Here is a 22,896-nt window from a genome sequence, read left to right on the forward strand (position 1 = left end):
ACCGTATCTGCATGGCAGCCACCACTCACACGGTCACGAACCAGCCCCCGCCGCTGGTCGGATACGACGTCTTCGCGAGCGACCCGGCCCTCACCGAGGGCATCACCCGGTACATCGCGGCCGACCGGCTGGACGAGGTCCGCCAGGAACTGGGCCGGCTGGGGGAAGCCGCCGGCTCGGCGCACGCGCAGCAGTGGGGTGAGCAGGCCAACGCCCATCCCCCGGTGCTGCGCACCCACGACCGCTACGGCCACCGGATCGACGAGGTGGAGTTCCACCCGGCCTGGCACCGGCTGCTGGGCCACGCCGTCGGCGCCGGGCTGAACGACGCCTGGTCGCGGCCGGACGGCCATCTGCGCCGCACCGCGGGCTTCATCGTGTGGACCCAGGCCGAGGCGGGCCACGGCTGCCCGCTGTCGATGACCCATGCGGCGGTGCCCGCGCTGCGCCACGAGCCGGAGCTGGCCGCCGAGTGGGAGCCGCTGCTGACCTCGTGGATCTACGAGCAGGAGCTGCGGCCGGCCGCCGAGAAGGGCGGCGCGCTGGCGGGCATGGCCATGACGGAGAAGCAGGGCGGCAGTGACGTACGCGCCAACACCACCCGCGCCGAACCGCTGTCGGCCCCCGGTGAGTACGTGCTGACCGGGCACAAGTGGTTCTGCTCGGCACCGATGTCCGACGCGTTCCTGGTGCTGGCCCAGGTGCCGGGGGACACGTCCCGGCCGGCGGCTGGGGGTGGGCTGACCTGCTTCCTGCTGCCACGGGTGCTGCCGGACGGCACCCGCAACTCCTTCCGCATCCAGCGGCTCAAGGACAAGCTCGGCAACCGGTCGAACGCCTCGGCGGAGGTCGAGTTCGACGGGCGGACGTGGGCGCGCCGGGTCGGCGAGGAGGGGCGCGGGGTGGCGACGATCATCGAGATGGTCGCGGCCACCCGGCTGGACTGCGTCAGCGCGTCGGCGGCGGTGATGCGGCAGGCGGTGGCGCAGGCGCTGCACCACACCGCGTACCGCGAGGCGTTCGGCCGCCGGCTGACCGACCAGCCGCTGATGCGCAACGTACTGGCCGACCTGGCACTGGAGTCGGAGGCGGCGACCACGCTCGCGCTGCGGCTGGCGGCGGCGTACGACGGCGGCACCGAACAGGACCGGCAGCTGCTGCGGCTGGCGGTGCCGACGGCGAAGTACTGGGTGACCAAGCGCTGTACGCCGGTGGTGGCCGAGGCGCTGGAGTGCCTGGGCGGCAACGGCTACGTCGAGGAGTCCGGGATGCCGCGGCTGCTGCGCGAGGCACCGCTGAACTCGATCTGGGAGGGCTCGGGCAACATCCAGGCGCTGGATGTACTGCGCGCCCTGCGACGCGAACCGGGGGCGCTGGACGCGTACTTGACCGAGATCGGTACGGCGCGCGGCGCGGACCACCGGCTGGACCGGGCGATCAAGGGGATGCTCACCGAACTCGCCGACCTGGAGGGCATCGAGGCCCGGGCCCGCCGCCTGGTGGAGCGGATGGCACTGGTGCTCCAGGGCTCGCTGCTGGTGCGCCACGCTCCGCCCGCGGTCGCCGACGCCTTCTGCGCCTCCCGCCTGGGCGGCGACTCCGGCGCGGCCTTCGGCACACTGCCCCACACGCTGGACCTGGCAGCGGTGGTGGAGCGCTCACGACCGGTACTGGATTGCTGAGAACGGCACCTCATGCGCCTGGGCTGGCGAATATCCGTCACCGTCGTGAATCTCCCTCGCCGTCGTGCCCGGGAATCTCCTTCGTCCTCGTGCCCGGGAATATCCCTCGCCGTCCCCTCGTTGTGGCCCCGCAGGGGGCGTTTGTGTCCCCTACGGGATCCGTTCGGCCGCCCCTTAAGGGCCTCGAAGGGCCTCGCGGCGACCAGGGGAGCTGACCGTCTCGCGGCGACCAAGGGCGGGCGCTGACCGTCTCGCGGCGACGCCGCGGCGAGCCGGTCTCCCCCGGCCCCCGCGCCCTCCCCTCGACCCGGTCCACCAAAACCTCGGCGCGGCGGCGGCTCCCCGTCTCTCCGGGCCGTGGCCTCGCGAAGGGACGGGGACAGGGGGAAGCCGCCGCCGCGCCGGTCGGGGAGCGGTGCCGCGCCGACTCGGCACCGCTCCCGGTCTCAGGGCCGCCAGGGCGTCCCGGGTGGGCCTTCCGGGTCGCCGCGCCCGCGCAGTGCCGCGTCGATGACCAGGATGATCTCGTCGTCGGGGGTGTCCGCCCCTATGGTCAGCAGCGCCCCGCGCGCCTCGCAGTAGCGCAGCACGCGGCAGGTCTCGTCCGTGCCGTTCCGTCCCGGCCCGGGCAGCAGAACGACGAGGTCGGCGAGGCCCAGTACGGACAGCAGACCACCGACCCCGGCAACCCGGTCGAGCAGTTGTGGCGGACTGTCGATCACATAACCGTCGATGGGCGGTGACTGACGTTGGATCAGGATGTCCACGGCGGGCAGCAGGGGTATCCCGTAATGGCCGGCCAGTCGGGCGGCCCGTGCCCTTCGTCCCCCCTCACCCGCTCCGATCACCACGACGCGCGGAGCAGCGGCCACCATGGAGCCCCCTCCCCGCACCGTGCCGACGTCGCGCGGCGGCCGATGGGATCCCCGGCGACAACCGGCGGGTTCTCCGACGGGTGACCGGCGAATCCGCGGTGGCGAGATGCCATCGGCCGCTCCGGCACAGAGTCCCGGTTACCCGTCATAGGCCACAACGGTTGCAGTGCGTTGCACTCCTGGTCCCGATGGGTGCACTTCCCCGATGCCGACGCGGCGCCTCCCGGGTGCCCATGACTCGCACGTCCCGGGTGCCCATGACTGCGCCTCCCCGGTGCGGTGGCTGCACCTCCCGGATGCCGACGGCCGCACCTCTCGCACGCCGACGGCCGCACCTCCCGCACGCTCGACAACAGCAGTCCCGGAACGCCCGATAACAGCACTCCATGGACGCCCGATAGCAGCACATCCCGGATGCCGATGTGGGCAATGGGCCCTCGGCGGAAGGCTGGTGACGGCACGATGGGCGTACGGGCCCGGAGGGTGCCTCCCCCCGGGTCGGGCCGACCCGTGACCCCGCGAACCCGTGGACCCGTGAGCCCCGGCATGATCGGGGGGTCACCCCCCAGGGGACAGTGCACAACGGAGAGCAGCGTGAGCGACAGCACGATCGACAGCGCCGTCTGGTCGGCTCAGGAGATCCGCGCCACCGCCCGCCGGCTCGCCACCGCCCGCGAGGCCACGCTCGCCGGCGGGGCGGCCGGCGGACCGGCCGAATCCCCCCGCGCGGTGATCGGCGAATCCTGGCGCCGGGCGCTGGACTCCGGTGTCGACCCGGACGCCGAACCGCCCCAACAACCGCTGCCCGTCGCCGAGTTGGAGCACCGACGGCAGAAGTCGCAGCTGGCGCCGGTGCTGCCGGTGCTGAACGAGGGGCTGCTGGCGGCCGCCGACGCCGCGCAGCAGATCATGGTCGTCACCGATGCCGAAGGCCGGGTCCTGTGGCGGGAGGGCAGCGCGCCGGTACGGCGGATGGCCGACCGGCTCGGCTTCGACAAGGGCGCCGACTGGACGGAGCAGGTCGTCGGCACCAACGCCATCGGCACCGCCCTGGTGGCCCGCCGCCCGGTGCTGGTGCACTCCGCCGAGCACTTCATACGCAGTCACCATCAGTGGACCTGTGCCGCGGCGCCGCTGCACGACCCGCGGGACGGGCGGCTGCTGGGCACCGTGGACGTCAGCGGCCCGGCCCACGCCTTCCACCCCACCACGCTCTCGCTGGTGTCCGCGGTCGCCCGGCTCGCCGAGGGTGAGCTGCGCACCCGGCACCACCGGGCCCTGGAGCGGCTGCGGTCGAGCGCGGCGCCGGTGCTGGCGCGGCTGGGCGGTCAGGCGTTGGTCGTCGATCCGAACGGCTGGGTCGTGGGCGTGACGGGGTTGACGCCGCCGGACCGGGTGGCGCTGCCGAGGGCGCCGGAGGCCGGGCCGCTGTGGTTGCCGCGCTACGGCATGTGCGCCCTGGAGCCGCTGCCGGGCGGCTGGCTGATCCGGGTCGGGCGGGCGGAGCGGGAATCGGCGCCGACCCGGGTCGTACTGGACGTCAGTCGGCGGGACGGTTCGACGATCACGGTCAGCGGGCCGGCCGGCAGCTGGTCGCACGAGCTGTCGCCGCGCCATGCCGAGCTGCTCTTCGTGCTGGCCGCGCAGCCGCAGGGGCGCACCGCGGCCGAGCTGGCCCAGGACCTCTTCGGGGACGCCGGCCGTACGGTGACGGTGCGCGCCGAGCTGTCCCGGCTGCGTCGCCATCTGGGGAGCGTGCTGGCCCACCGGCCGTACCGCTTCGCCGAGGGGGTGGAGGTGGAGCTGCGGCTGCCGGCACGGACCGGGCGGCTGCTGCCGCACTCGCTGGCGCCGGCGGTGGCGGCGGCCCGGCGGGGGCGGCAGACGTTCTGACGGCGACCGCCCGGCGGGGCGTCAGACGTTCTGACAGCGGCGGCCCGGCAGGGTTGGCAGACGTTCTGAGGCGGCGGTCGGGCGGGGGGCAGCAGACCTCCTGTCGCGGGGCGGTTGGGCGGGGTGGCAGTCGACCTGAGACGACGGTCGGGCAGGGCAGCAGACCTCCCAAGACGGCGGTCGGGGCGCGATGGCAGACGGCCTGAGACGACGGCCGGGCGGAGGCGGCAGACCTCCTATAGCGGGGCGGTCGGGCGGAGGTGGCAGACCTCCTACGGCCGGGCGGTCGGGCGGAGGTGGCAGACCTCCTACGGCCGGGCGGTCGGTGCGGGTGGCTGACCTCCTGAGGCGGCGGCTCCAAGGGGTGCGCGCCCCTGGTCGGTGGTGAACGCGCAGGCCGGAAAGGCGAGTTCACCGCGGCGGAAAGGCGAGTTCGCCGCGGCGGAAAACCGGATGCGGCCCCGCCCTCGCCCGTCCTAAAGTGGGCGCACTCTGACTTCAGCTCTCCAGAAGGACGTCGCAGAACGGGAGCAGCCGGCGCGTTACGTACGCGCGGCCGAATGAGTGGGCGACAACGACGATCCGCGATCGTGCCTGCCCGCACGACGCGCGCGCCGGCGGCGTGCGCGTCGGCCGGCGGGCGCCCTTCCTTCTGGAGGACTCCCTTGTCCGTAGGACTCGGCCTTCCCATCGGCGACCCCGCACAGCTGCTGAGCTGGGCCCGGCGCGCCGAAGCCACCCCGTTCACCACCCTCGCCCTGCTCGACCGGCTGGTGTTCAGCAACCCGGAGCCGCTGATCACGCTGGCCACCCTGGCCGGTGCCACCTCCCGGATCCGGCTGCAGACCGAGGTGCTGCTCGCCCCGCTGCACCGCACCGCGCTGCTCGCCAAACAGGCCGCCACGCTCGATCTGCTCTCCGGTTCCCGCTTCACCCTCGGCATCGGTCTCGGCGGCCGGGACGACGACTATCAGGCCGCCGGTGTCGACCTCCGCGGCCGCGGCCGGCGGCTCGACGCGCAGCTGGCGACCCTGCGGCGCCTCTGGGCCGGTGAGCCGCTCTCCGCGGACGTCGGCCCGGTCGGCCCTGCGCCGGCCCGGGCCGGTGGGCCCGAGGTGCTCTTCGGCGGCTTCGTGCCGGCCGTGATGGAACGCGTGGCCCGCTGGGGCGACGGCTTCCTCGGGGCCGCGCTGCCCCCGCAGCACATGGACGGGCTGTTCCGGAACGTGGAGGCGGCCTGGTCGCGGGCCGGACGCGACGGCCGGCCGCGGCTGCTGGCCCAGGTCAACGCGGCCCTCGGCCCCGAGGAGACGCTCGACCGCGCCCGCCGCGAACTGCACGCGTACTACAGCCCCGGCGACTACGTGGAGCATGTCGTGAAGGGGCTGCTCACCACCCCGGCGGCGATCCGCGAGGCGGTGGCCGCCTTCCGGGCGATCGGCGCGGACGAGGTGATGCTCTACTGCTGGTCGCCCGACGCCGACCAGGTCGAGCGCCTCGCCGACGCGGTGTTCGGCCCGGCGTGACCTGCCCGGCCCGGGCCGCGACGTGATCATGCCCGACCCGGACTCCCGCATGGCCGTCCCCGGCCCGGTCACACCGACGCCCGGCTCAGGTCTCCCGCGTGATCGTCCCCGGCCCGGGACTCCCGCGCGACCGGGCCCGGTCCTGCAACTCCCGCGTGACCGGGCCCGACCCGGACTCCCGCATGACCGGCCTGGACCCGGCACCGGCACCGGGCCCGGCACCGCCACCCGTTCGGTCGTCCGGTGTCGCCCCCCGGCCGGGCACGGCCTAGCGTGCCGACCGGGTCAGATGCAGGTGGTGGTCACCGCGTGCGGGAGGTGAGCGATGAGCCCGACGGTTCCGCCGGAGGCGGCCGCGGGGGAGGCTGCCGCGGTCGCGCGTCGGCCGCGGTGGGGGGTGCTCGCGCTGGCCGGGCTGGTGGGGTTCGGGATGCTGCGGCAGGGGCTGTCGGACGACCCGGACGGGCCGCCGCAGCCGGGGGCCGCCACCTCGGTGGTGCCCGGTGGCGCGGGCGGCCCCGCGGCCGCGCCGCTGCCCCGCTCGGCCCCGGCCGAGGTCGACATCCCGTCGCTCGCGGTGTCCGCGCCGGTGCTGCCGCTGGGCCTGGACAAGGACGGCTGGATCGAGGCACCACCGGACGGCAACCCCAATCTGGCGGGCTGGTACGCGGACGCGCCCGCCCCGGGGGAGCGGGGCACCGCCGTCCTCGTCGGGCACGTCGACACCCACAACGGCCCCGCGGTCTTCTACGGGCTGGGCCGCCTGGCGAAGGGCAGCACGATCCGGGTGATCCGTGCGGACGGCCGGACCGCGGTCTTCGAGGTCTACGGCGTCCGGATCTTCGACAAGCGCGACTTCCCCGCCCGTAAGGTCTACGGCAGCACCGGGCGCCCCGAGCTGCGCGTGCTGACCTGCGGCGGTGCGTACGCGGCGGGGTCCGGCTACACGGGCAATGTGGTGGTCTTCGCCAGGATGACCGGGAGCTTGTGAGGACGGGCGAACCCCGGGAAGGCACCGTCCCGGGAAGGCGCCGTCTCGGACAGCCCCCTTTCGGACAGGCCCCCTCCCGGACAGGCACCGTCCCGGACAGGCACCGTCCCCGACAGGCACCCTCCGGTGCCGTATCCCCCACGATGCGAACCACCGTCTCACCATCCGGAACACCGAGCCACCGAACGCCCCCTCCCCTACGCCCTCCCCTCCCCCTCTCCCCTGCCCCCTCCCCCGCGGGCCCGGCCCACCCGGCTCCGCCCGGCTCCGTCCCCCGCCCCCCGGTGTGATGTGCTGGCCGCATGAGCATCTCGGTCACCACCTGGTACCTCGAACAGACGTCGCGCGCCGATCTGGCCCCCGGACAGGTACCGCCCGCCGAGCAGGGCGTCCGGATCGTCCGGGCCGAGGTGCCTTCGCCGGAATTCAGCCGCTTCCTCTATACGGCGGTGGGCGGGGACGTCACCTGGACCGACCGGCTGCCGTGGTCGCATGCGCAGTGGGCGGAGCACCTGGGACGCCCGGGGACCGAGACCTGGGTGGCGTACGAGCGCGGCACCCCCGCCGGGTTCGTCGAGCTGGCGGCCACCCCGGACGGTTCGGTGGAGATCGTCTACTTCGGCCTGATACCGGCCTTCCGGGGTCGCCGGATCGGTGGCCATCTGCTGACGTACGGCATCGAGCGGGCCTGGGACCTGGGCGAACGGTGGCCGGCGCAGCCGCCGACGAAGCGGGTCTGGCTGCATACCTGCACCCTGGACGGTGAGCATGCGATGGCCAACTATGAGCGCCGCGGCTTCCGGGTGTACGACACCACGGTGACCGAGGAGCCCGATGAGCCGGCGCCGGGCCCGTGGCCGGGCGCCGGACCGCTCGCGCCTCTGCCGCAGCAGCCGGCCGGAGAGTGACCGACCTCACTCCGTCTCACCAAACGGGACTGGGGTGTCCAAATCCTGGATAGCGGTGGACTGGCCGGAGAGCGGCGTGCCACGCTTCCGTCATGTCCAGAGCTGGAATTGCCTTGGTGAGTCGGCGGCACGTCGACCTCGGCCGCATGTCCAGCGCCATTTGTCGGGCGGGCTGAGGCTGTTCCCAGCCGGGGCCGATGGCCCTGGACAGCTCCCGGCACCACCGATTCACCCGCCGTCCCCATCGTCGCGGACGCGCCCGGACCCCCTTTGACCCGCAGCTGTCGCCGACGCGTCGCCCACGCGCCGCGCTTCGGTATGTCTGCGCAGGTCAGCATGGGCGTCGGGCGCCGGTCCCGACCCCTTGAGCCCGCCTAGAAGGACGTACACCCATGGCCGCCTCCCCCGACCGACCCGCTGCCGCTTCGACCCGCCGCAAGGCCGGACGCCACCGCGGCGAGGGCCAGTGGGCCGTAGGTCATTTCACGCCGCTCAACGGAAACGAGCAGTTCAAGAAGGACGACGACGGTCTCAATGTGCGGACACGCATTGAGACGATCTACTCCAAGGCCGGCTTCGACTCGATCGACCCCAACGACCTGCGCGGGCGCATGCGTTGGTGGGGCCTCTACACCCAGCGCAAGCCCGGGATCGACGGCGGCAAGACCGCGGTCCTGGAGCCGGAGGAGCTGGACGACAAGTACTTCATGCTGCGGGTCCGGATCGACGGCGGCCGGCTGACGGTCGCCCAGCTGCGGGCCATCGGTGAGGTCTCCGAGCAGTACGCCCGTGGCACCGCGGACATCACCGACCGGCAGAACATCCAGCTGCACTGGATCCGGATCGAGGACGTCCCCGCCATCTGGGAGAAGCTGGAGGGCGTCGGGCTGTCCACCACCGAGGCCTGCGGCGACTGCCCGCGCGTGATCATCGGCTCCCCGGTGGCCGGTATCGCCGAGGACGAGATCATCGACGGCACCCCGGCCGTGGACGAGATCCACGAGCGCTACATCGGCAGCAAGGAATTCTCCAACCTGCCGCGCAAGTTCAAGACCGCGATCTCCGGTTCCCCGGTGCAGGACGTGGTCCACGAGATCAACGACGTGGCGTTCGTCGGTGTCGTCCACCCCGAGCACGGCCCGGGCTTCGACCTGTGGGTCGGCGGCGGACTGTCCACCAACCCCAAGCTCGCCCAGCGGCTGGGCACCTGGGTCCCGCTGGACGAGGTCGCGGACGTCTGGGCCGGTGTGGTGGGCATCTTCCGTGACTACGGCTACCGCCGCCTGCGCACCCGCGCCCGGCTGAAGTTCCTGGTCGCCGACTGGGGAATCGAGAAGTTCCGCCAGGTGCTGGAGGACGAGTACCTGAACCGGAAGCTGATCGACGGCCCGGCGCCCGAGGAGCCGGTCCAGAAGTGGCGTGACCACGTCGGCGTGCACCGGCAGCAGGACGGCCGCTTCTACGTGGGCTTCGCCCCGCGCGTCGGCCGGGTCGACGGCGCCACCCTCACGAAGATCGCCGAACTCGCCGCCGCGCACGGCTCGGACCGCCTGCGCACCACCGTCGAGCAGAAGATGATCATCCTCGACGTCGAGCAGGACCAGGTCGACGCGCTGGTCGCGGGCCTGGAGGCGCTGGACTTCCAGGTCAACCCCTCGCCGTTCCGCCGCGGCACGATGGCCTGCACCGGCATCGAGTTCTGCAAGCTGGCGATCGTGGAGACCAAGGGCCGCGGCGCGTCCCTGATCGACGAACTGGAGCGCCGCCTCCCGGACTTCGACGAGCCGCTGACCATCAACCTCAACGGCTGCCCCAACGCCTGCGCCCGCATCCAGGTCGCGGACATCGGTCTCAAGGGCCAGCTGGTCCTGGACGAGGACGGCAATCAGGTCGAGGGCTACCAGGTGCACCTGGGCGGCGCACTGGGCCTGGAGCCCGGCTTCGGCCGCAAGGTCCGCGGCCTGAAGGTCACCGCCGACGAACTCCCCGACTACGTCGAGCGGGTGCTGCGCAACTTCCAGGAGCAGCGCGAGGACGGCGAGCGCTTCGCCACCTGGGCCGCTCGGGCGGAAGAGGGTGCGCTGAAGTGAGTGAACGTGCCGCGCCGTTCTACTGCCCGTATTGCGGGGACGAGGACCTGCGGCCCTCCGAGGAGGGCCACGGCGCATGGGAATGCCGGTCCTGCAGCCGTGCGTTCCGGCTGAAGTTCCTGGGGCTGCTGGCCCCCGGGGCTTCCGCCCCCTCCCCTGCCACTGACGGAGGTACGTCGTGACCACCGCTACCGATCTTCAGCAGCTCGCCGAGCAGGCGGGCCGCGACCTGGAGGACGCGTCCGCCCTGGAGATCCTCACCTGGGCCGCCGAGACCTTCGGTCCGCGCTTCTGCGTCACCTCCTCCATGGAGGACGCGGTCGTCGCGCACCTGGCCTCGCGGGCCTTCCCGGGCGTGGACGTGGTCTTCCTGGACACCGGCTACCACTTCCCCGAGACGATCGGGACCCGGGACGCGGTCGCCGAGGTGATGGACGTCAACCTCATCACCCTGACGCCCCGTCAGACGGTGGCCGAGCAGGACGCCGAGTACGGGCCGAAGCTGCACGACCGCGACCCGGACCTGTGCTGCGCCCTGCGCAAGGTCAAGCCGCTCGAAGAGGGCCTGACCGGGTACGACGCGTGGGCGACCGGGCTGCGCCGGGACGAGTCGCCGACCCGGGCGAACACCCCGGTCGTCGGCTGGGACGCCAAGCGGCAGAAGGTGAAGGTCTCGCCGATCGCCCGCTGGACGCAGGCCGACGTGGACGCGTACGTGGCCGAGCACGGTGTGCTCACCAACCCGCTGCTGACGGACGGCTACGCCTCCGTCGGCTGCGCGCCCTGCACCCGGCGGGTGCTGGCGGGCGAGGACGCCAGGGCCGGCCGCTGGGCCGGGAGCAACAAGACCGAGTGCGGGCTGCACGGATGACGAGGCATCAGGAGATATCCATGACGGGCGCCACGATCTGGCTGACCGGTCTGCCGAGCGCGGGCAAGACGACCATCGCGCGCGAGCTGGCCGGCAAGCTGCGCGGCGAGGGCCACCGCGTCGAGGTGCTCGACGGGGACGAGATCCGCGAGTTCCTCTCCGCGGGCCTCGGCTTCACCCGCGAGGACCGGCACACCAACGTCCAGCGGATCGGCTTCGTCGCCGAACTGCTGGCCAGCAACGGCGTCAAGGCGCTGGTGCCGGTGATCGCGCCGTACGCGGACAGCCGCGAGGCGGTGCGCAAGCGCCACCAGACCGAGGGCACCGCGTACCTGGAGGTGCATGTGGCGACCCCCGTCGAGGTGTGCTCCGAGCGCGATGTGAAGGGCCTGTACGCCAAGCAGGCGGCCGGCGAGATCTCCGGGCTGACCGGCGTGGACGACCCGTACGAGGCTCCCGGGTCGCCCGATCTGCGCATCGAGTCGCACACCCAGACCGTGCAGGAGTCCGCCGCGGCGCTGTACGAGCTGCTCACCGAAAGGGGACTGGCGTGACCACGGCTGCTTCCATCACCGAGACCGGCCCGGGGCACGAGGGCGACTCCCCGTACGCGCTGTCGCACCTGGACGCGCTGGAGTCCGAGGCGGTGCACATCTTCCGCGAGGTGGCGGGCGAGTTCGAGCGGCCGGTGATCCTGTTCTCCGGCGGCAAGGACTCCATCGTCATGCTGCACCTGGCGCTGAAGGCGTTCTCGCCGGCCGCGGTGCCGTTCTCGTTGCTGCACGTCGACACCGGGCACAACTTCCCCGAGGTCCTCGACTACCGCGACCGCACCGTCGAACGGCACGGGCTGCGGCTGCACGTGGCGTCCGTGCAGGACTTCATCGACCGCGGTGAGCTGCGCGAACGCCCCGACGGGACCCGTAACCCGCTGCAGACCGTGCCGCTGCTGGACGCCATCGAGAAGAACCGCTTCGACGCGGTCTTCGGCGGCGGCCGCCGGGACGAGGAGAAGGCGCGCGCCAAGGAGCGGGTGTTCTCGCTGCGCGACGAGTTCGGTGGCTGGGACCCGCGCCGGCAGCGCCCGGAGCTGTGGCAGCTCTACAACGGCCGGCACTCGCCGGGTGAGCACGTCCGGGTCTTCCCGCTGTCCAACTGGACCGAGCTGGACGTCTGGCAGTACATCGCCCGGGAGAAGATCGAACTTCCCGCCATCTACTACGCGCACGAGCGCGAGGTCTTCGGCCGCAGCGGTATGTGGCTGGCGCCGGGCGAGTGGGGCGGCCCGAAGGACGGCGAGACGGTCGAGACCCGTCTGGTGCGCTACCGCACCGTCGGCGACATGTCCTGCACCGGTGCCGTCGATTCGGACGCTGACACCATCGAGAAGGTGATCGCCGAGATCGCCGCGTCCCGGCTGACCGAGCGGGGCGCGACGAGGGCCGACGACAAGATGTCCGAGGCCGCCATGGAGGACCGCAAGCGCGAGGGGTACTTCTAACCATGAGCACCACCAATGCCGCCACCGGTGTCGTGGACGCCGGCGCCACCTCGCTGCTGCGTTTCGCCACCGCCGGTTCCGTCGACGACGGCAAGTCCACGCTGGTGGGCCGGCTGCTGCACGACTCCAAGTCGGTGCTGGCCGACCAGCTGGAGGCCGTCGAGCGGGCCTCGCTGGGCCGCGGGCAGGAGACGCCGGACCTGGCGCTGCTGACCGACGGGCTGCGCGCCGAGCGTGAGCAGGGCATCACCATCGACGTCGCCTACCGCTACTTCGCCACGCCGCGCCGCCGGTTCATCCTGGCGGACACCCCGGGGCACGTGCAGTACACCCGCAACATGGTCACCGGCGCCTCCACCGCCGAGCTGGCCGTGGTGCTGGTCGACGCCCGCAACGGCGTGGTCGAGCAGACCCGCCGGCACGCCGCGGTCGCCGCCCTGCTGCGCGTCCCGCACGTCGTCCTGGCCGTCAACAAGATGGACCTGGTCGGCTACGAGGAGTCCGTGTTCGCCGCGATCGCCGAGGAGTTCACGACCTACGCGGGCTCGCTGGGCGTCCCGGAGATCACCGCGATCCCGATCTCCGCGCTGGCCGGCGACAACGTGGTGTCCCCGTCGGCCAACATGGACTGGTACGGCGGCCCGACGGTGCTGGAGCACCTGGAGACCGTGCCGGTGGTCGCCGACCCGTCGGACGACCCGGCCCGCTTCCCGGTGCAGTACGTGATCCGGCCGCAGACCGCCGAGCACCCCGACTACCGCGGTTACGCGGGCCAGATCGCCGCCGGTGTGCTGCGCGTCGGCGACGCCGTGACCGTGCTGCCCTCGGGGCGTACGAGCACCATCGAGGGGATCGACGCGCTCGGGGATGCCGTGGACGTCGCCTGGGCGCCGCAGTCGGTGACCGTCCGGCTCGCCGACGACATCGACGTCTCGCGCGGTGATCTGATCGCCCCGACCGCGGCCGCGCCGGCCACCACGCAGGACATCGAGGCGACCGTGTGCCATGTGGCGGACCGTCCGCTGACCGTCGGACAGCGTGTGCTGCTCAAGCACACCACCCGCACCGTCAAGGCGATCGTCAAGGACATCCCGTCCCGGCTGACGCTGGACGACCTCTCGCAGCACCCGGCGCCCGGTGAGCTGGCCGCCAACGACATCGGCCGGGTGGTGGTCCGGACGGCCGAGCCGCTGGCCCTGGACGCGTACGCGGACTCCCGGCGCACCGGTTCGTTCCTGCTGATCGACCCGGCGGACGGGACGACGCTGACCGCCGGGATGGCGGGCAACGCGTTCGCGGAGGCGGCCGCCGAGGCGGCGCCGGCCGACGGGACCGACGACGACGGATGGGACTTCTGAGCATGACCAAGGACGTGTTCTCGACCTTCGCCAAGGAGGGCGGCCGCATCGGCAGCGGCGCCCTGGGGAGCGGACAGGGCGGAGTCGGCCGATGTGTGTGCTGACGATGCTCGACTCCGTACCCCCCACGCCCCCTTTCCGAAGATCCACAGCTCCGCCGGGCGCGCCTTAAAGGGCGCGTAGTTCCCGGCCCTCCGAGAGGAACCACCTCCGTGTCTGCCGTTCGATACCGCCTGCTGGCGGCCGCCGTCTCCGTGCCCGTACTGATCGGCGCGCTGGGCGCCTGCGGTTACGGTTCCGAGGCCAAGAAGGACACCTCCGCCCAGGTCGCCCCCAAGGGCCCCAAGACCGACGGGCTCGACCAGATCAAGCTCGGCTTCTTCGGCAACACCACCCACGCCACCCCGCTGGTCGGCCTGCAGAGCGGCCGGTTCCAGAAGGAGCTGGGCGGCACCGAGGTGAAGACCTCCCTCTTCAACGCGGGCCCCGCCGAGATCGAGGCGCTCAACTCGGGCGCGATCGACATCGGCTGGATCGGCCCCTCCCCCGCCATCAACGGCTACGCCAAGTCGCACGGCAAGAGCCTGAAGATCATCTCCGGTTCGGCGTCCGGTGGTGTCTCGCTCGTCGTCAACCCCAAGAAGGTCAAGGGGCTGGACGACCTCAAGGGCAAGAAGATCGCGACCCCGCAGCTGGGCAACACCCAGGACGTGGCGCTGCTCAACTTCCTTTCGGACAAGGGCTACAAGGTCGACGCCACGACCGGCAAGGGTGACGTCACCGTCCAGCGCACCGACAACAAGGTGACGCCGACCGCCTTCGAGCAGGGTTCCATCGACGGTGCCTGGGTGCCCGAGCCGACCGCCTCCAAGCTGGTCGCGGCGGGTGGCAAGACCATCCTGGACGAGAAGAAGCTGTGGAAGGACGGCAAGTTCGTCATCACGAACGTGATCGTCTCGCAGAAGTTCCTCAAGGAGCACCCGAAGGCCGTCGAGGCGGTGCTGCGCGCCTCGGTGAAGACCAACGCCTGGATCCGGTCGAACCCGGAAGCGGCGAAGAAGGCGCTCAACGCCAAGCTCGCCGAGCCGGAGGTGGCCGGTAAGGCGCTGCCGTCCAACGTCCTCGACCCGGCCTTCAAGAACATCGACATCACCGACGACCCGCTGGCCGCCACCCTCCAGGAGGAGGCCGACCACGCCGTCAAGGCGGGCCTGCTGAAGAAGCCGGACCTCCAGGGCATCTACGACCTCACGCTGCTGAACAAGGTCCTCAAGTCCGAGGGCAAGCAGCCGGTCGACGACGCCGGTCTCGGCAGCAAGTAAGCCCGTAGCACCGCACTCCCCCAGGAGGTGACACCGATGACGACCACCACGCTCACCAAGCAGCCCGCCACGGCGGACACGGGCACCACCGTGCCGTACGCGGCTCGCATCGATCACGTTTCCAAGTCGTTCGGCCGCCCGGGCTCGCAGCAGCACGTGCTGGACGACATCAACATCGAGGTGGCACCCGGCGAGTTCGTCTGCCTCCTGGGGGCGTCCGGCTGCGGCAAGTCCACCCTGCTCAACCTCGTGGCCGGCCTGGACGCGCCGTCCGCCGGCAGCATCGAGACGCCGGGCGGCCGACCGGCCCTGATGTTCCAGGAGCATGCGCTGTTCCCGTGGCTGACCGCCGGCCGCAACATCGAACTTGCGCTGCGGCTGCGCGGGGTGCCGCGGGCCGAGCGCCGTGACGAGGCCGAGCGGCTGCTCGAACTCGTCCGTCTCAAGGGCGCCTACGGCAAGCGGGTGCACGAGCTGTCCGGCGGCATGCGCCAGCGGGTGGCGATGGCCCGGGCGCTCGCCCAGGACAGTCAACTGCTGCTGATGGACGAGCCGTTCGCGGCGCTGGACGCGATCACCCGGGACGTGCTGCACGACGAGCTGACCCGCATCTGGCAGGAGACGCAGCTGTCGGTCCTGTTCGTCACGCACAACGTCCGCGAGGCGGTGCGGCTGGCCGAGCGGGTGGTCCTGTTGTCCTCCCGGCCGGGCCGGGTCGCCCGCGAGTGGCAGGTGGACATCCCGCAGCCGCGGCGCATCGAGGACGCCGCGGTCGCCGACCTGTCCATCGAGATCACCGAACAGCTGCGTGGGGAGATCCGCCGCCATGGCCAGCACTGAGACCCGGGCCGGGTCCACGAACACCCGGGCCGGCGACGACCCGGCCGCCTCCGGCAGCACCGCCGCCAAGGGCGGTGACGCCGCGGACCTCGCCGGTCTGGAGGCCGGGCTCGACGCCCTGGAATCCAGCGTCGTGCACCGGCAGCCGTGGCTGCGGACCGCCGCGTCGAAGGCCCTCCCGCCGGTCGTCGCGATCGTCATCGTGCTGGCGCTGTGGCAGCTCGCCTACCACCTCCAGCTCAAGCCGCACTATCTGCTGCCCAGTCCCGTCGACGTCGGCCGCTCGCTGCAGCAGAAGTGGCTGGAGGGCACGCTGCTCGGCTTCGTGTGGACCAGCGTCTCGCGCGGTGCCCTGGGCTTCGTGGCCTCGGTGGCGATCGGTACGGTGCTCGGGCTGATCGTGGCCCGGGTCAAGGCCGTTCGGGCCGCGATCGGGCCGATCCTGAGCGGTCTGCAGTCGCTGCCGTCGGTGGCCTGGGTGCCGGCCGCGATCATCTGGTTCGGGCTGAGCGACGCCACGATCTACGCGGTGGTGCTGCTCGGCGCCGTCCCCTCCATCGCCAACGGCCTGGTGTCCGGCGTCGACCAGATCTCGCCGCTCTACCTGCGCGCGGGCCGCACCATCGGCGCGACGGGCCTGGCCGGGGTGCGGCACGTACTGCTGCCGGCCGCGCTGCCGGGCTACTTGGCGGGCCTGAAGCAGGGCTGGGCGTTCTCCTGGCGTTCGCTGATGGCGGCCGAGCTGATCGTCAACGCGCCCGACCTGGGCACCGGTCTGGGCCAGTTGCTGGAGCAGGGCCGGGAGTTGCAGGACATGTCCTGGGTGCTCGCCGCGATCTTCCTCATCCTCGTCGTCGGCATCGGCATCGAGCTGCTGATCTTCGCGCCGATCGAGCGGCGGGTGCTGCGCAGCCGCGGTCTCCTGGTGAAGAACTGATCCCATGAGCGCACGTCCCACTCTCCTCGTCATCGCCCACGGCAGCCGCGACCCACGGCACGCGGCGACCGTCGCCGCGCTCTGCGCGCGCCTCCGGTCGCTGCGGCCGGGGCTGCGCGTCGAGGTCGGCCACCTGGACTTCAACGCGCCCCGGGTCCACCGGGTGTTGGAGCGGCTGGCGGCCGAGGGGGTACGGGAGGTGGTGGCGCTGCCGTTGCTGCTGACCCGGGCGTTCCATGCGAAGTCCGACATCCCGGCGGTGCTGCGCGAGGCGACGGCCCGACTGCCTCTGCTGACGATCCGTCAGGCCGAGGTGCTCGGCCCGTCGCCCCTCCTGACCGCCGCGCTGGAGCGGCGACTGACGGAGGCCGGGCTGCGGCCCGGCGACCGCCGCTCGACCGGGGTCGTACTGGCCTCGGCGGGCTCCTCAGACCCGGAGGCGATCGCAGTGATCGCTGAAATCGCGCGGGAGTGGCGGCGCACCACTGGTTGGTGTGCCGTGCGACCTGCGTTCGCCTCCGCATCTCTGCCCCGTACGGCCGATGCCGTACGGGCCCTGCGGGCCGAGGGCGTGGCGCGGGTGGCCGTCGCCCCCTACGTCATCGCCCCCGGCTTCCTCCCGGACCGGATCGTGGCCGGCGCCCGGGAGGCCCGGGCCGACATCCTCGCGCCGGTCCTCGGCGACGCCCCCGAGCTGGCCCGGCTGCTGCTGCGGCGCTACGACCAGTCGCTGATGGCCCGGGCCCGCGGCGATCTGTCGTCCCTGACCGCCTGAGGGCCACGGGCCACGGCACCGGGGCTCAGCCCTCCGTACGCACCCAGGCCGTCGTCCACGGCGGCAGTTGGTCGCCGCTCAGCGGTGCGGAGGACAGCAGCAGTTCACCGTCGGGCAGCGGGCGGGCGGTGTCCGACAGGTTGGTCAGGCACTCCCAGCCGCCGGTGCGGCGGAAGTGCAGCAGCCCGTCGGCCACCGCTTCGGGGCCGCCGATCCACTCCAGCACCTCGTCGGCGAGCAGTCCGCGGCGGATGCGCAGCGCGGCGCGGTACAGCTCCAGGGGCGCGGCCGGATCGCCCTGCTGGGCCTCCACGGACAGCTCGCCCCAACCCGCCGGCTGCGGCAGCCAGGAGACGCCGCTGCCGAAGCCGTACGAGCTTCCCTCGCGCTGCCAGGGCAGCGGCACCCGGCAGCCGTCGCGGCCCTTCGACCGGCCGCGGCTGCGGGTCCACACCGGGTCCTGGAGGGCCTCGCGGGGGAGGTCGGCGACCTCGGGCAGGCCGAGTTCCTCGCCCTGGTAGACGTAGGCGGAACCGGGCAGCGCCAGCATCAGCAGGGTCGCGGCGAGTGCCCGGCGCAGGCCGTACTCCCGTTCCACTACGGGGAGTTGGCCGTCGGAGAGCAGCCAGGCCTCCTCGTCGCAGCCGTCGGGCAGGCCGTGCCGGGAGGCGTGCCGGATCACGTCGTGGTTGGAGAGCACCCAGGTCGCGGTCGCACCGGCCGCCCGGGCGTCGGCGAGCGCGGTGTCGATGGACGACCGCAGCTCCCCGGCGTGCAGCGACGCCCTGAGGAAGTCGAAGTTGAAGGCCTGGCCGAGCTCCTGCGGGGTGGCGTAGGCGGTGCGCCGGGAGTTGCGCACCCAGGCCTCGGCGACCGCGATCCGCGGCGGGTCGTACTCGTTGAAGACCTTCCGCCAGTCGCGGAAGATCTCATGCACCTCGTCGCGGTCCCAGAAGGGGTGACTGCCGTCCTCGGGCAGGTCGTCCGGCTGGTAGCTCTCGACGGTGCCGATGTCGCGGAGCGGCGCGGCCAGGTCCTTGGCGAGGCCGTGCGCCACGTCGACCCGGAAGCCGTCCACGCCGCGGTCGGACCAGAAGCGCAGGGTCTTCCGGAACTCCGCGCGGACCTCGGGGTTGTCCCAGTTGAAGTCGGGCTGCTGCGGGGCGAAGAGGTGGAGGTACCACCAGCCGTCCGGCAGCCGGGTCCAGGCGGGGCCGCCGAAGCAGGAGACCCAGTCGGTGGGCGGCTCCGCGCCGTGTGCGCCCTTGCCCTCGCGGAAGACATAGCGCTCCCGCGCGGCGGACCCCGGGCCGGCCCGCAGCGCCTCCTGGAACCAGATGTGCTGGTCGGAGGAGTGGTTGGGCACGATGTCGACCATCACCTTGAGCCCCAGGCGGTGGGCCTCGGTGACCATCCGGTCGAAGTCGTCGAGGGTGCCCAGCCGTGGGTCGACGTCGCGGTAGTCGGCGACGTCATAGCCGCCGTCGGCCAGTTCGGAGGGGTAGAAGGGGCTCAGCCAGACGGCGTCCACGCCCAGGTCGGCGAGGTGGCCGAGCCGGGAGGTCACGCCGGGGAGGTCGCCGATCCCGTCGCCGTCGGAGTCGGCGAAGCTGCGCGGGTACACCTGGTAGACGACGGCCTGCCGCCACCAGTCGCGGCTGCTACGGCCGGCCGTTCCGGGGTCCGGGCCGAGGTGCTGTGCGGTCACGTGGCTGCCTTTCGGTACGGGTGGGTCACCGGATGGGTGGACGGGCGGGTCACCGGATGAGTCGACGGTGGGTCATCGGAGGGGTCGACGGGTGGGTCACCAGATGAGTCGAGGGGTGGGAAGGGGTGGCGTCCCTGTGGGGAGGTCATCCCTTGACCGCCCTGAGGTCATGCCCGAGACGATCGAGCGGCGGAAGATCACGACCAGGACGCCGATGGACAACGGCGGCCACCACGGCCCCCGCGAACAGCGTCCCGTAGGAAGACGCTAGGGAAGTCGCTACGGATGGCGCTAGGGATGGCACTAGGTGTGGCGCCAGGGAAGGCGCTAGGGATGGCGCTGTCGGTGAAGAACGGCGGCGGGTAGATGGCTCCTCGGTACTCACTCGCCCGCCGCAGCACCTCGGGGTACCCGTCCCAGAAGTCCTTGGGCAGCAGGCTCCGCAACGGCAGGGCGAGCGCGTTGGTGCCGAACTGGGCCGGCCAGGTCGTGTCGCCGAGACGGGCGTCGGGGATCGATGAAGCCCCCCGAACTGGGTGGTGACGGCGGCACGGTTGCCGTCCGGCGCACGGAGGGCGTCCGTTTCCCGGACGCGGAGAGGTGGATGGCCGCGCCGGCGGGCGCGGATGATCAGGTCGGACACCACCGGGCCGTGCCGGTAGGGAACTTCGGTCACCCACCAGGTGAGGGCGGCCGGGGAACGCGGGACGTGCGCGGCCCAGGTGAGGGCGGCCGTGGAACGCGGGACGTGCGCGGCCCGGGTCAGCAGCGCCCAAGGGCTTGCCCGCGCAACCGCCGGTGAACCCGGCTCCCACGGCGAGGCCGCCGGCGAGCAGGCTTCTGCGGCTCAAGGCCATGAGCGCTCCTCACGTCTTGGCTGCCTGGGTACTTCATGACAGCGCTTGCAGGCTAGAAGCGGGCTCACTGTCAGGTCAACGGCCGACGAACCAGATATTCCTCAAGGGATCTCCTGCCAACGCTGTCATCGCCCGTCTGTGCTAGCGTCCCGGCATGTCCTCAGCTCGCAGCGAGGCCACGATGGCCGATGTGGCCCATCGGGCGGGGGTGTCGGTGTCGACCGTCTCGCGCACCCTGCGCGGCCTGCCGACCGTGTCGGAGACCACCCGGGCCCGGGTGGAGGCGGCCGCCCGCGAGCTCTCCTTCGCCATCACCCGCAGCGCCTCCAGCCTCGTCACCGGCCGCACCGGCCGGGTGGCCGTCCTGATGCCCCACCTGGAGTCGTGGTTCCTCAGCGCCACCCTGTCCGGTATGGCCCCGGCCCTGCGCGACGCCAGCCTCGAGCTGCTGGTCTACAGCGTGACCGACGTCCAGGAACGCGCCGATTTCTTCGACCGGTTGCCCGCCCGCCGCAACGCCGACGCCCTGCTCGTGGTGAGTTTCGCGCTCTCCCCCGCCGAACGCGCCCGCCTCGACGACCTCGGCATGCCGCTCGTCTTCGTCAGCCAGCACGCCCCCGACCGGCCCAGCGTCTACGTGGACGACGAGGAGGCCGCCCTGCGCGGCACCCGCCATCTGCTCAACCTCGGGCATCGGCGGATCGCGTACCTCCAGACCACCGACGCGACGGGCTTCACCTGGAGCAGCAAGAACCGGCTCGCCGGCCATCTGCGTGCCCTCACCGAGGCGGGGATCGAGCACGAGGACGATCTCGTCATGAGCGTGCCCGACTGGAAGGGCAACGGTATGGCCGCCGCGGTGGGCCGGCTGCTGAGTCTCCAGGCCCCGCCGACCGCACTCTTCGCCGAAACCGACGACCTGGCCTTCCGCCTCCTGGCCGCCCTCCGCGAGGCCAACATCCCGGTCCCCGGCCGGGTTTCCGTCATGGGCTTCGACGACCACGTCATGTCCGCCCTCATGGGCCTGACCACCCTCGCCCAACCCGCCGCCGAACTGGGCCGCACCGCCGTCCGCCTCACCCGCTCGGTGATCGACGACACCGACGGCGACCCCCAACGCCACATCATCCTCCCCACCCAACTCGTCCCCCGCCGCACCACGGCACCACCGCCGACGGGCCCGTAGCCGGCGAGAGGCGCGTAGCGGGTCGGGACGACGCACCGTCGGGACGCAGACCGTGGCGGTCGGGACCCGGGCGTCGTGGCGCTGGTCGTGGGGACGCAGCCGTCGGGACCCGGCCGTCGTAGCGCAGGTCGTCGGGACGCAGGTCGTCAGGACGCGATCGTCGGGACGCGATCGTTGTGGCGCAGGTCGTCGTGGCTCAGGTCGTCGGGACGCGACCGTCGCGATGCAGGCCGTCAAGACGCGGCCGCCGTGGCGCGGGCCGTCGGGACGCGGCCACCGGGACAGATCTCGGGCGCGTTCGCCCGCCGCCTCCCTACCCCGCCCCAGCAGGTGCCGTTCGCACCGTGTGCCCTGCTGGGGTGTCGGCGCGGCCCTTTTCGTACACGGTGAGGCCGCGGGACAGGTGGAGTGGGACCAGGATCAGTTCGACCATGAGGGCCTTCCAGGCGTAGAGGAGGTTGACGGTCTTGGTGGCGTAGACGCAGGGGAGGTTCAAGAGGACGCCGCCGAGCGGGAGTTGGCGACGATGGGCGGCGTAGATCAGGGGTGGGGCGGTCAGGAGGAGTTCGGCTCCGACCCACCAGGCGAAGGTGACGGCGAGCGGTTGGCCGGTGGTCGCGGCGGTCAGGAAAGGGGTCGCCCACCAGAAGGGCGCGGTGACGATCTCCAGGAGCGCGAGGAACACCCATAGGGCCAGCAGGGGTTTGTGGCGGATCAGGCTGCCCAGGTGGAGGCGGACGTTCTGGCAGAAGCCGGCCATCCAGCGCCAGACCTGTTTGCGGAGGTAGGTGAGGTCTTCCGGGTCGGCGGCGAGGGCGACGGCGTCGGAGACGTAGACCGCGCGTCTGCCGGCGATCTGCTGGGACCAGGTGTAATCCATGTCCTCGACGATGGTGCGTTCGGGGAAGCCGCCGAAGGACATCAGGTCGTCGCGGCGGAAGACCGAGCAGCAACCCGAGCAGACCATGGGGCTGTTGGCGCGGGCCTGGATGGGGCGGTGCCAGTGGAACCCGAAGAGGTATTCCGTGGACCGCCCCCGTTCCCAGAGCGTGCGGGTGTGGCGGGTGCGGACCGTGCCGGCCGCGACCGAGACGGTGGGGTCGTCGAAGACGGGCAGAACGGTTTCGAGGTAGTCCGGGGCGAGGACGGTGTCCGCGTCGACGGCCAGGACGAGGTCCGTGGTGCAGTGCGGAAGGGCGTAGTTCTGGGCCTTGGCCTTGCTGCCGAGGTTGCGGGGCGGACGTAAGACCGTGACGCCGTGTGAGGCCGCTACCTCGCCCGTACGGTCCGTGGAGGCGTCGTCCACGACCAGGACGCGGTCGGGCGGGACCGTTTGCCGGGCGAGTGATTCCAGTGTGGCCGGCAGGCCCTCCTCCTCGTTATGAGCAGGAACGATGGCGGTGATGGTGCGCATGACGGGCTCCCCCCTTGGTGCGGATCGCGGTGATCACGACGCCGGTCAGACCGATGACGCCGTAGACGATGGTGCTGATGCCGATGAACGGCAGTCCTCCGTGCATGTCACCGACGGTAGTCGGAGGGAGCGGATATTGGTTCCGGAGGCATCCTCCTGTGG

The 22,896-nt window shown here is 72.2% G+C and carries 21 protein-coding genes; 17 read left to right on the top strand and 4 right to left on the bottom strand.

What is annotated here, in order from left to right; all coding sequences use genetic code 11:
• Positions 1-11 precede the first annotated feature (11 nt).
• Entirely contained in the window at positions 12-1,682 is a 1,671-nt protein-coding gene (locus tag ACFV1J_RS09935; protein ID WP_385856789.1) for an acyl-CoA dehydrogenase family protein, read from the top strand.
• Between the two features lie 446 nt (positions 1,683-2,128).
• On the opposite strand, the gene ACFV1J_RS09940 is transcribed toward ACFV1J_RS09935, so the two are convergent.
• Positions 2,129-2,557 (bottom strand): hypothetical protein, encoded by a 429-nt coding sequence (locus tag ACFV1J_RS09940; protein ID WP_385856791.1) that lies wholly within the window; start codon positions 2,555-2,557, stop codon positions 2,129-2,131.
• A 594-nt stretch (positions 2,558-3,151) separates the two neighbouring features.
• Here ACFV1J_RS09940 and ACFV1J_RS09945 point away from each other — a divergent pair.
• The 15 genes from ACFV1J_RS09945 to ACFV1J_RS10015 all read left to right on the top strand — a co-directional run bounded on the left by ACFV1J_RS09945 (position 3,152) and on the right by ACFV1J_RS10015 (position 17,569).
• On the top strand, positions 3,152-4,450 hold the full coding sequence (locus ACFV1J_RS09945) for a GAF domain-containing protein (RefSeq protein ID WP_385856792.1): 1,299 nt from the start codon (positions 3,152-3,154) through the stop codon (positions 4,448-4,450).
• 665 nt (positions 4,451-5,115) lie between these two features.
• Positions 5,116-5,976 carry an LLM class flavin-dependent oxidoreductase gene (locus ACFV1J_RS09950; RefSeq protein WP_385856793.1) on the top strand — a complete coding sequence of 287 codons (861 nt, stop codon included), beginning with the start codon at positions 5,116-5,118 and terminating at the stop codon, positions 5,974-5,976.
• A gap of 325 nt (positions 5,977-6,301) precedes the next feature.
• Complete coding sequence (locus ACFV1J_RS09955; protein WP_385856794.1) at positions 6,302-6,967, top strand: class F sortase; 666 nt, start codon at positions 6,302-6,304, stop codon at positions 6,965-6,967.
• 302 nt (positions 6,968-7,269) lie between these two features.
• Entirely contained in the window at positions 7,270-7,875 is a 606-nt protein-coding gene (locus ACFV1J_RS09960; protein WP_385856795.1) for a GNAT family N-acetyltransferase, read from the top strand.
• A gap of 92 nt (positions 7,876-7,967) precedes the next feature.
• Positions 7,968-8,051, top strand: coding sequence for a putative leader peptide (locus ACFV1J_RS09965; RefSeq protein ID WP_350257049.1), 84 nt, complete (start codon positions 7,968-7,970; stop codon positions 8,049-8,051).
• 216 nt (positions 8,052-8,267) lie between these two features.
• Positions 8,268-9,965, top strand: a complete 1,698-nt coding sequence (locus ACFV1J_RS09970) for a nitrite/sulfite reductase (protein ID WP_385856796.1) — start codon at positions 8,268-8,270, stop codon at positions 9,963-9,965.
• Entirely contained in the window at positions 9,962-10,147 is a 186-nt protein-coding gene (locus ACFV1J_RS09975) for a hypothetical protein (protein WP_385856797.1), read from the top strand. Before ACFV1J_RS09970 ends, ACFV1J_RS09975 begins: the two co-directional genes overlap by 4 nt.
• On the top strand, positions 10,144-10,836 hold the full coding sequence (locus ACFV1J_RS09980) for a phosphoadenylyl-sulfate reductase (protein WP_385856798.1): 693 nt from the start codon (positions 10,144-10,146) through the stop codon (positions 10,834-10,836). The genes ACFV1J_RS09975 and ACFV1J_RS09980 overlap by 4 nt, the downstream gene beginning before the upstream one ends.
• Positions 10,837-10,856: 20 nt before the next feature.
• Positions 10,857-11,390, top strand: a complete 534-nt coding sequence (gene cysC, locus ACFV1J_RS09985; RefSeq protein WP_030803558.1) for an adenylyl-sulfate kinase — start codon at positions 10,857-10,859, stop codon at positions 11,388-11,390.
• Positions 11,387-12,337, top strand: coding sequence for a sulfate adenylyltransferase subunit CysD (gene cysD / locus ACFV1J_RS09990; protein WP_385856799.1), 951 nt, complete (start codon positions 11,387-11,389; stop codon positions 12,335-12,337). The genes cysC and cysD overlap by 4 nt, the downstream gene beginning before the upstream one ends.
• A gap of 2 nt (positions 12,338-12,339) precedes the next feature.
• A complete protein-coding gene (locus tag ACFV1J_RS09995; RefSeq protein WP_385856800.1) occupies positions 12,340-13,695 on the top strand; it encodes a sulfate adenylyltransferase subunit 1 in 1,356 nt (451 codons plus the stop codon).
• Positions 13,696-13,907: 212 nt separating this feature from the next.
• On the top strand, positions 13,908-15,017 hold the full coding sequence (locus ACFV1J_RS10000) for an aliphatic sulfonate ABC transporter substrate-binding protein (RefSeq protein WP_385856801.1): 1,110 nt from the start codon (positions 13,908-13,910) through the stop codon (positions 15,015-15,017).
• Positions 15,018-15,053: 36 nt separating this feature from the next.
• Entirely contained in the window at positions 15,054-15,857 is an 804-nt protein-coding gene (locus ACFV1J_RS10005) for an ABC transporter ATP-binding protein (RefSeq protein ID WP_385856802.1), read from the top strand.
• Positions 15,844-16,794 (top strand): ABC transporter permease, encoded by a 951-nt coding sequence (locus ACFV1J_RS10010; RefSeq protein ID WP_385856803.1) that lies wholly within the window; start codon positions 15,844-15,846, stop codon positions 16,792-16,794. The genes ACFV1J_RS10005 and ACFV1J_RS10010 overlap by 14 nt, the downstream gene beginning before the upstream one ends.
• A gap of 4 nt (positions 16,795-16,798) precedes the next feature.
• Entirely contained in the window at positions 16,799-17,569 is a 771-nt protein-coding gene (locus ACFV1J_RS10015; protein ID WP_385856804.1) for a sirohydrochlorin chelatase, read from the top strand.
• A 25-nt stretch (positions 17,570-17,594) separates the two neighbouring features.
• On the opposite strand, the gene ACFV1J_RS10020 is transcribed toward ACFV1J_RS10015, so the two are convergent.
• Positions 17,595-19,277 carry an alpha-amylase family glycosyl hydrolase gene (locus tag ACFV1J_RS10020; RefSeq protein WP_385856806.1) on the bottom strand — a complete coding sequence of 561 codons (1,683 nt, stop codon included), beginning with the start codon at positions 19,275-19,277 and terminating at the stop codon, positions 17,595-17,597.
• A 1,011-nt stretch (positions 19,278-20,288) separates the two neighbouring features.
• On the opposite strand from ACFV1J_RS10020, the gene ACFV1J_RS10025 reads away from it, so the two are divergent.
• Entirely contained in the window at positions 20,289-21,320 is a 1,032-nt protein-coding gene (locus tag ACFV1J_RS10025; RefSeq protein ID WP_385856807.1) for a LacI family DNA-binding transcriptional regulator, read from the top strand.
• A 313-nt stretch (positions 21,321-21,633) separates the two neighbouring features.
• Here the strand turns inward: ACFV1J_RS10025 and ACFV1J_RS10030 are convergent, their stop codons facing one another.
• Both ACFV1J_RS10030 and ACFV1J_RS10035 read right to left on the bottom strand, forming a co-directional pair.
• Positions 21,634-22,734, bottom strand: coding sequence for a glycosyltransferase family 2 protein (locus ACFV1J_RS10030; protein ID WP_385856808.1), 1,101 nt, complete (start codon positions 22,732-22,734; stop codon positions 21,634-21,636).
• Complete coding sequence (locus ACFV1J_RS10035) at positions 22,700-22,840, bottom strand: hypothetical protein (RefSeq protein WP_158744977.1); 141 nt, start codon at positions 22,838-22,840, stop codon at positions 22,700-22,702. Before ACFV1J_RS10035 ends, ACFV1J_RS10030 begins: the two co-directional genes overlap by 35 nt.
• Positions 22,841-22,896 lie beyond the last annotated feature (56 nt).

This window comes from Streptomyces sp. NPDC059649 (assembly GCF_042734445.1).
Lineage (GTDB): Bacteria > Actinomycetota > Actinomycetes > Streptomycetales > Streptomycetaceae > Streptomyces.

Bases quoted from the DNA above. Each gene is read 5' to 3' on its own strand.
- ACFV1J_RS09935 (WP_385856789.1), top strand. From the start codon at position 12: ATGGCAGCCACCACTCACACGGTCACGAACCAGCCCCCGCCGCTGGTC.
- ACFV1J_RS09940 (WP_385856791.1), bottom strand. From the start codon at position 2,557: ATGGTGGCCGCTGCTCCGCGCGTCGTGGTGATCGGAGCGGGTGAGGGG.
- ACFV1J_RS09955 (WP_385856794.1), top strand. From the start codon at position 6,302: ATGAGCCCGACGGTTCCGCCGGAGGCGGCCGCGGGGGAGGCTGCCGCG.
- ACFV1J_RS09960 (WP_385856795.1), top strand. From the start codon at position 7,270: ATGAGCATCTCGGTCACCACCTGGTACCTCGAACAGACGTCGCGCGCC.
- ACFV1J_RS09965 (WP_350257049.1), top strand. From the start codon at position 7,968: ATGTCCAGAGCTGGAATTGCCTTGGTGAGTCGGCGGCACGTCGACCTC.
- ACFV1J_RS09970 (WP_385856796.1), top strand. From the start codon at position 8,268: ATGGCCGCCTCCCCCGACCGACCCGCTGCCGCTTCGACCCGCCGCAAG.
- cysC (WP_030803558.1), top strand. From the start codon at position 10,857: ATGACGGGCGCCACGATCTGGCTGACCGGTCTGCCGAGCGCGGGCAAG.
- ACFV1J_RS09995 (WP_385856800.1), top strand. From the start codon at position 12,340: ATGAGCACCACCAATGCCGCCACCGGTGTCGTGGACGCCGGCGCCACC.
- ACFV1J_RS10005 (WP_385856802.1), top strand. From the start codon at position 15,054: ATGACGACCACCACGCTCACCAAGCAGCCCGCCACGGCGGACACGGGC.
- ACFV1J_RS10010 (WP_385856803.1), top strand. From the start codon at position 15,844: ATGGCCAGCACTGAGACCCGGGCCGGGTCCACGAACACCCGGGCCGGC.
- ACFV1J_RS10015 (WP_385856804.1), top strand. From the start codon at position 16,799: ATGAGCGCACGTCCCACTCTCCTCGTCATCGCCCACGGCAGCCGCGAC.
- ACFV1J_RS10025 (WP_385856807.1), top strand. From the start codon at position 20,289: ATGTCCTCAGCTCGCAGCGAGGCCACGATGGCCGATGTGGCCCATCGG.
- ACFV1J_RS10030 (WP_385856808.1), bottom strand. From the start codon at position 22,734: ATGCGCACCATCACCGCCATCGTTCCTGCTCATAACGAGGAGGAGGGC.
- ACFV1J_RS10035 (WP_158744977.1), bottom strand. From the start codon at position 22,840: ATGCACGGAGGACTGCCGTTCATCGGCATCAGCACCATCGTCTACGGC.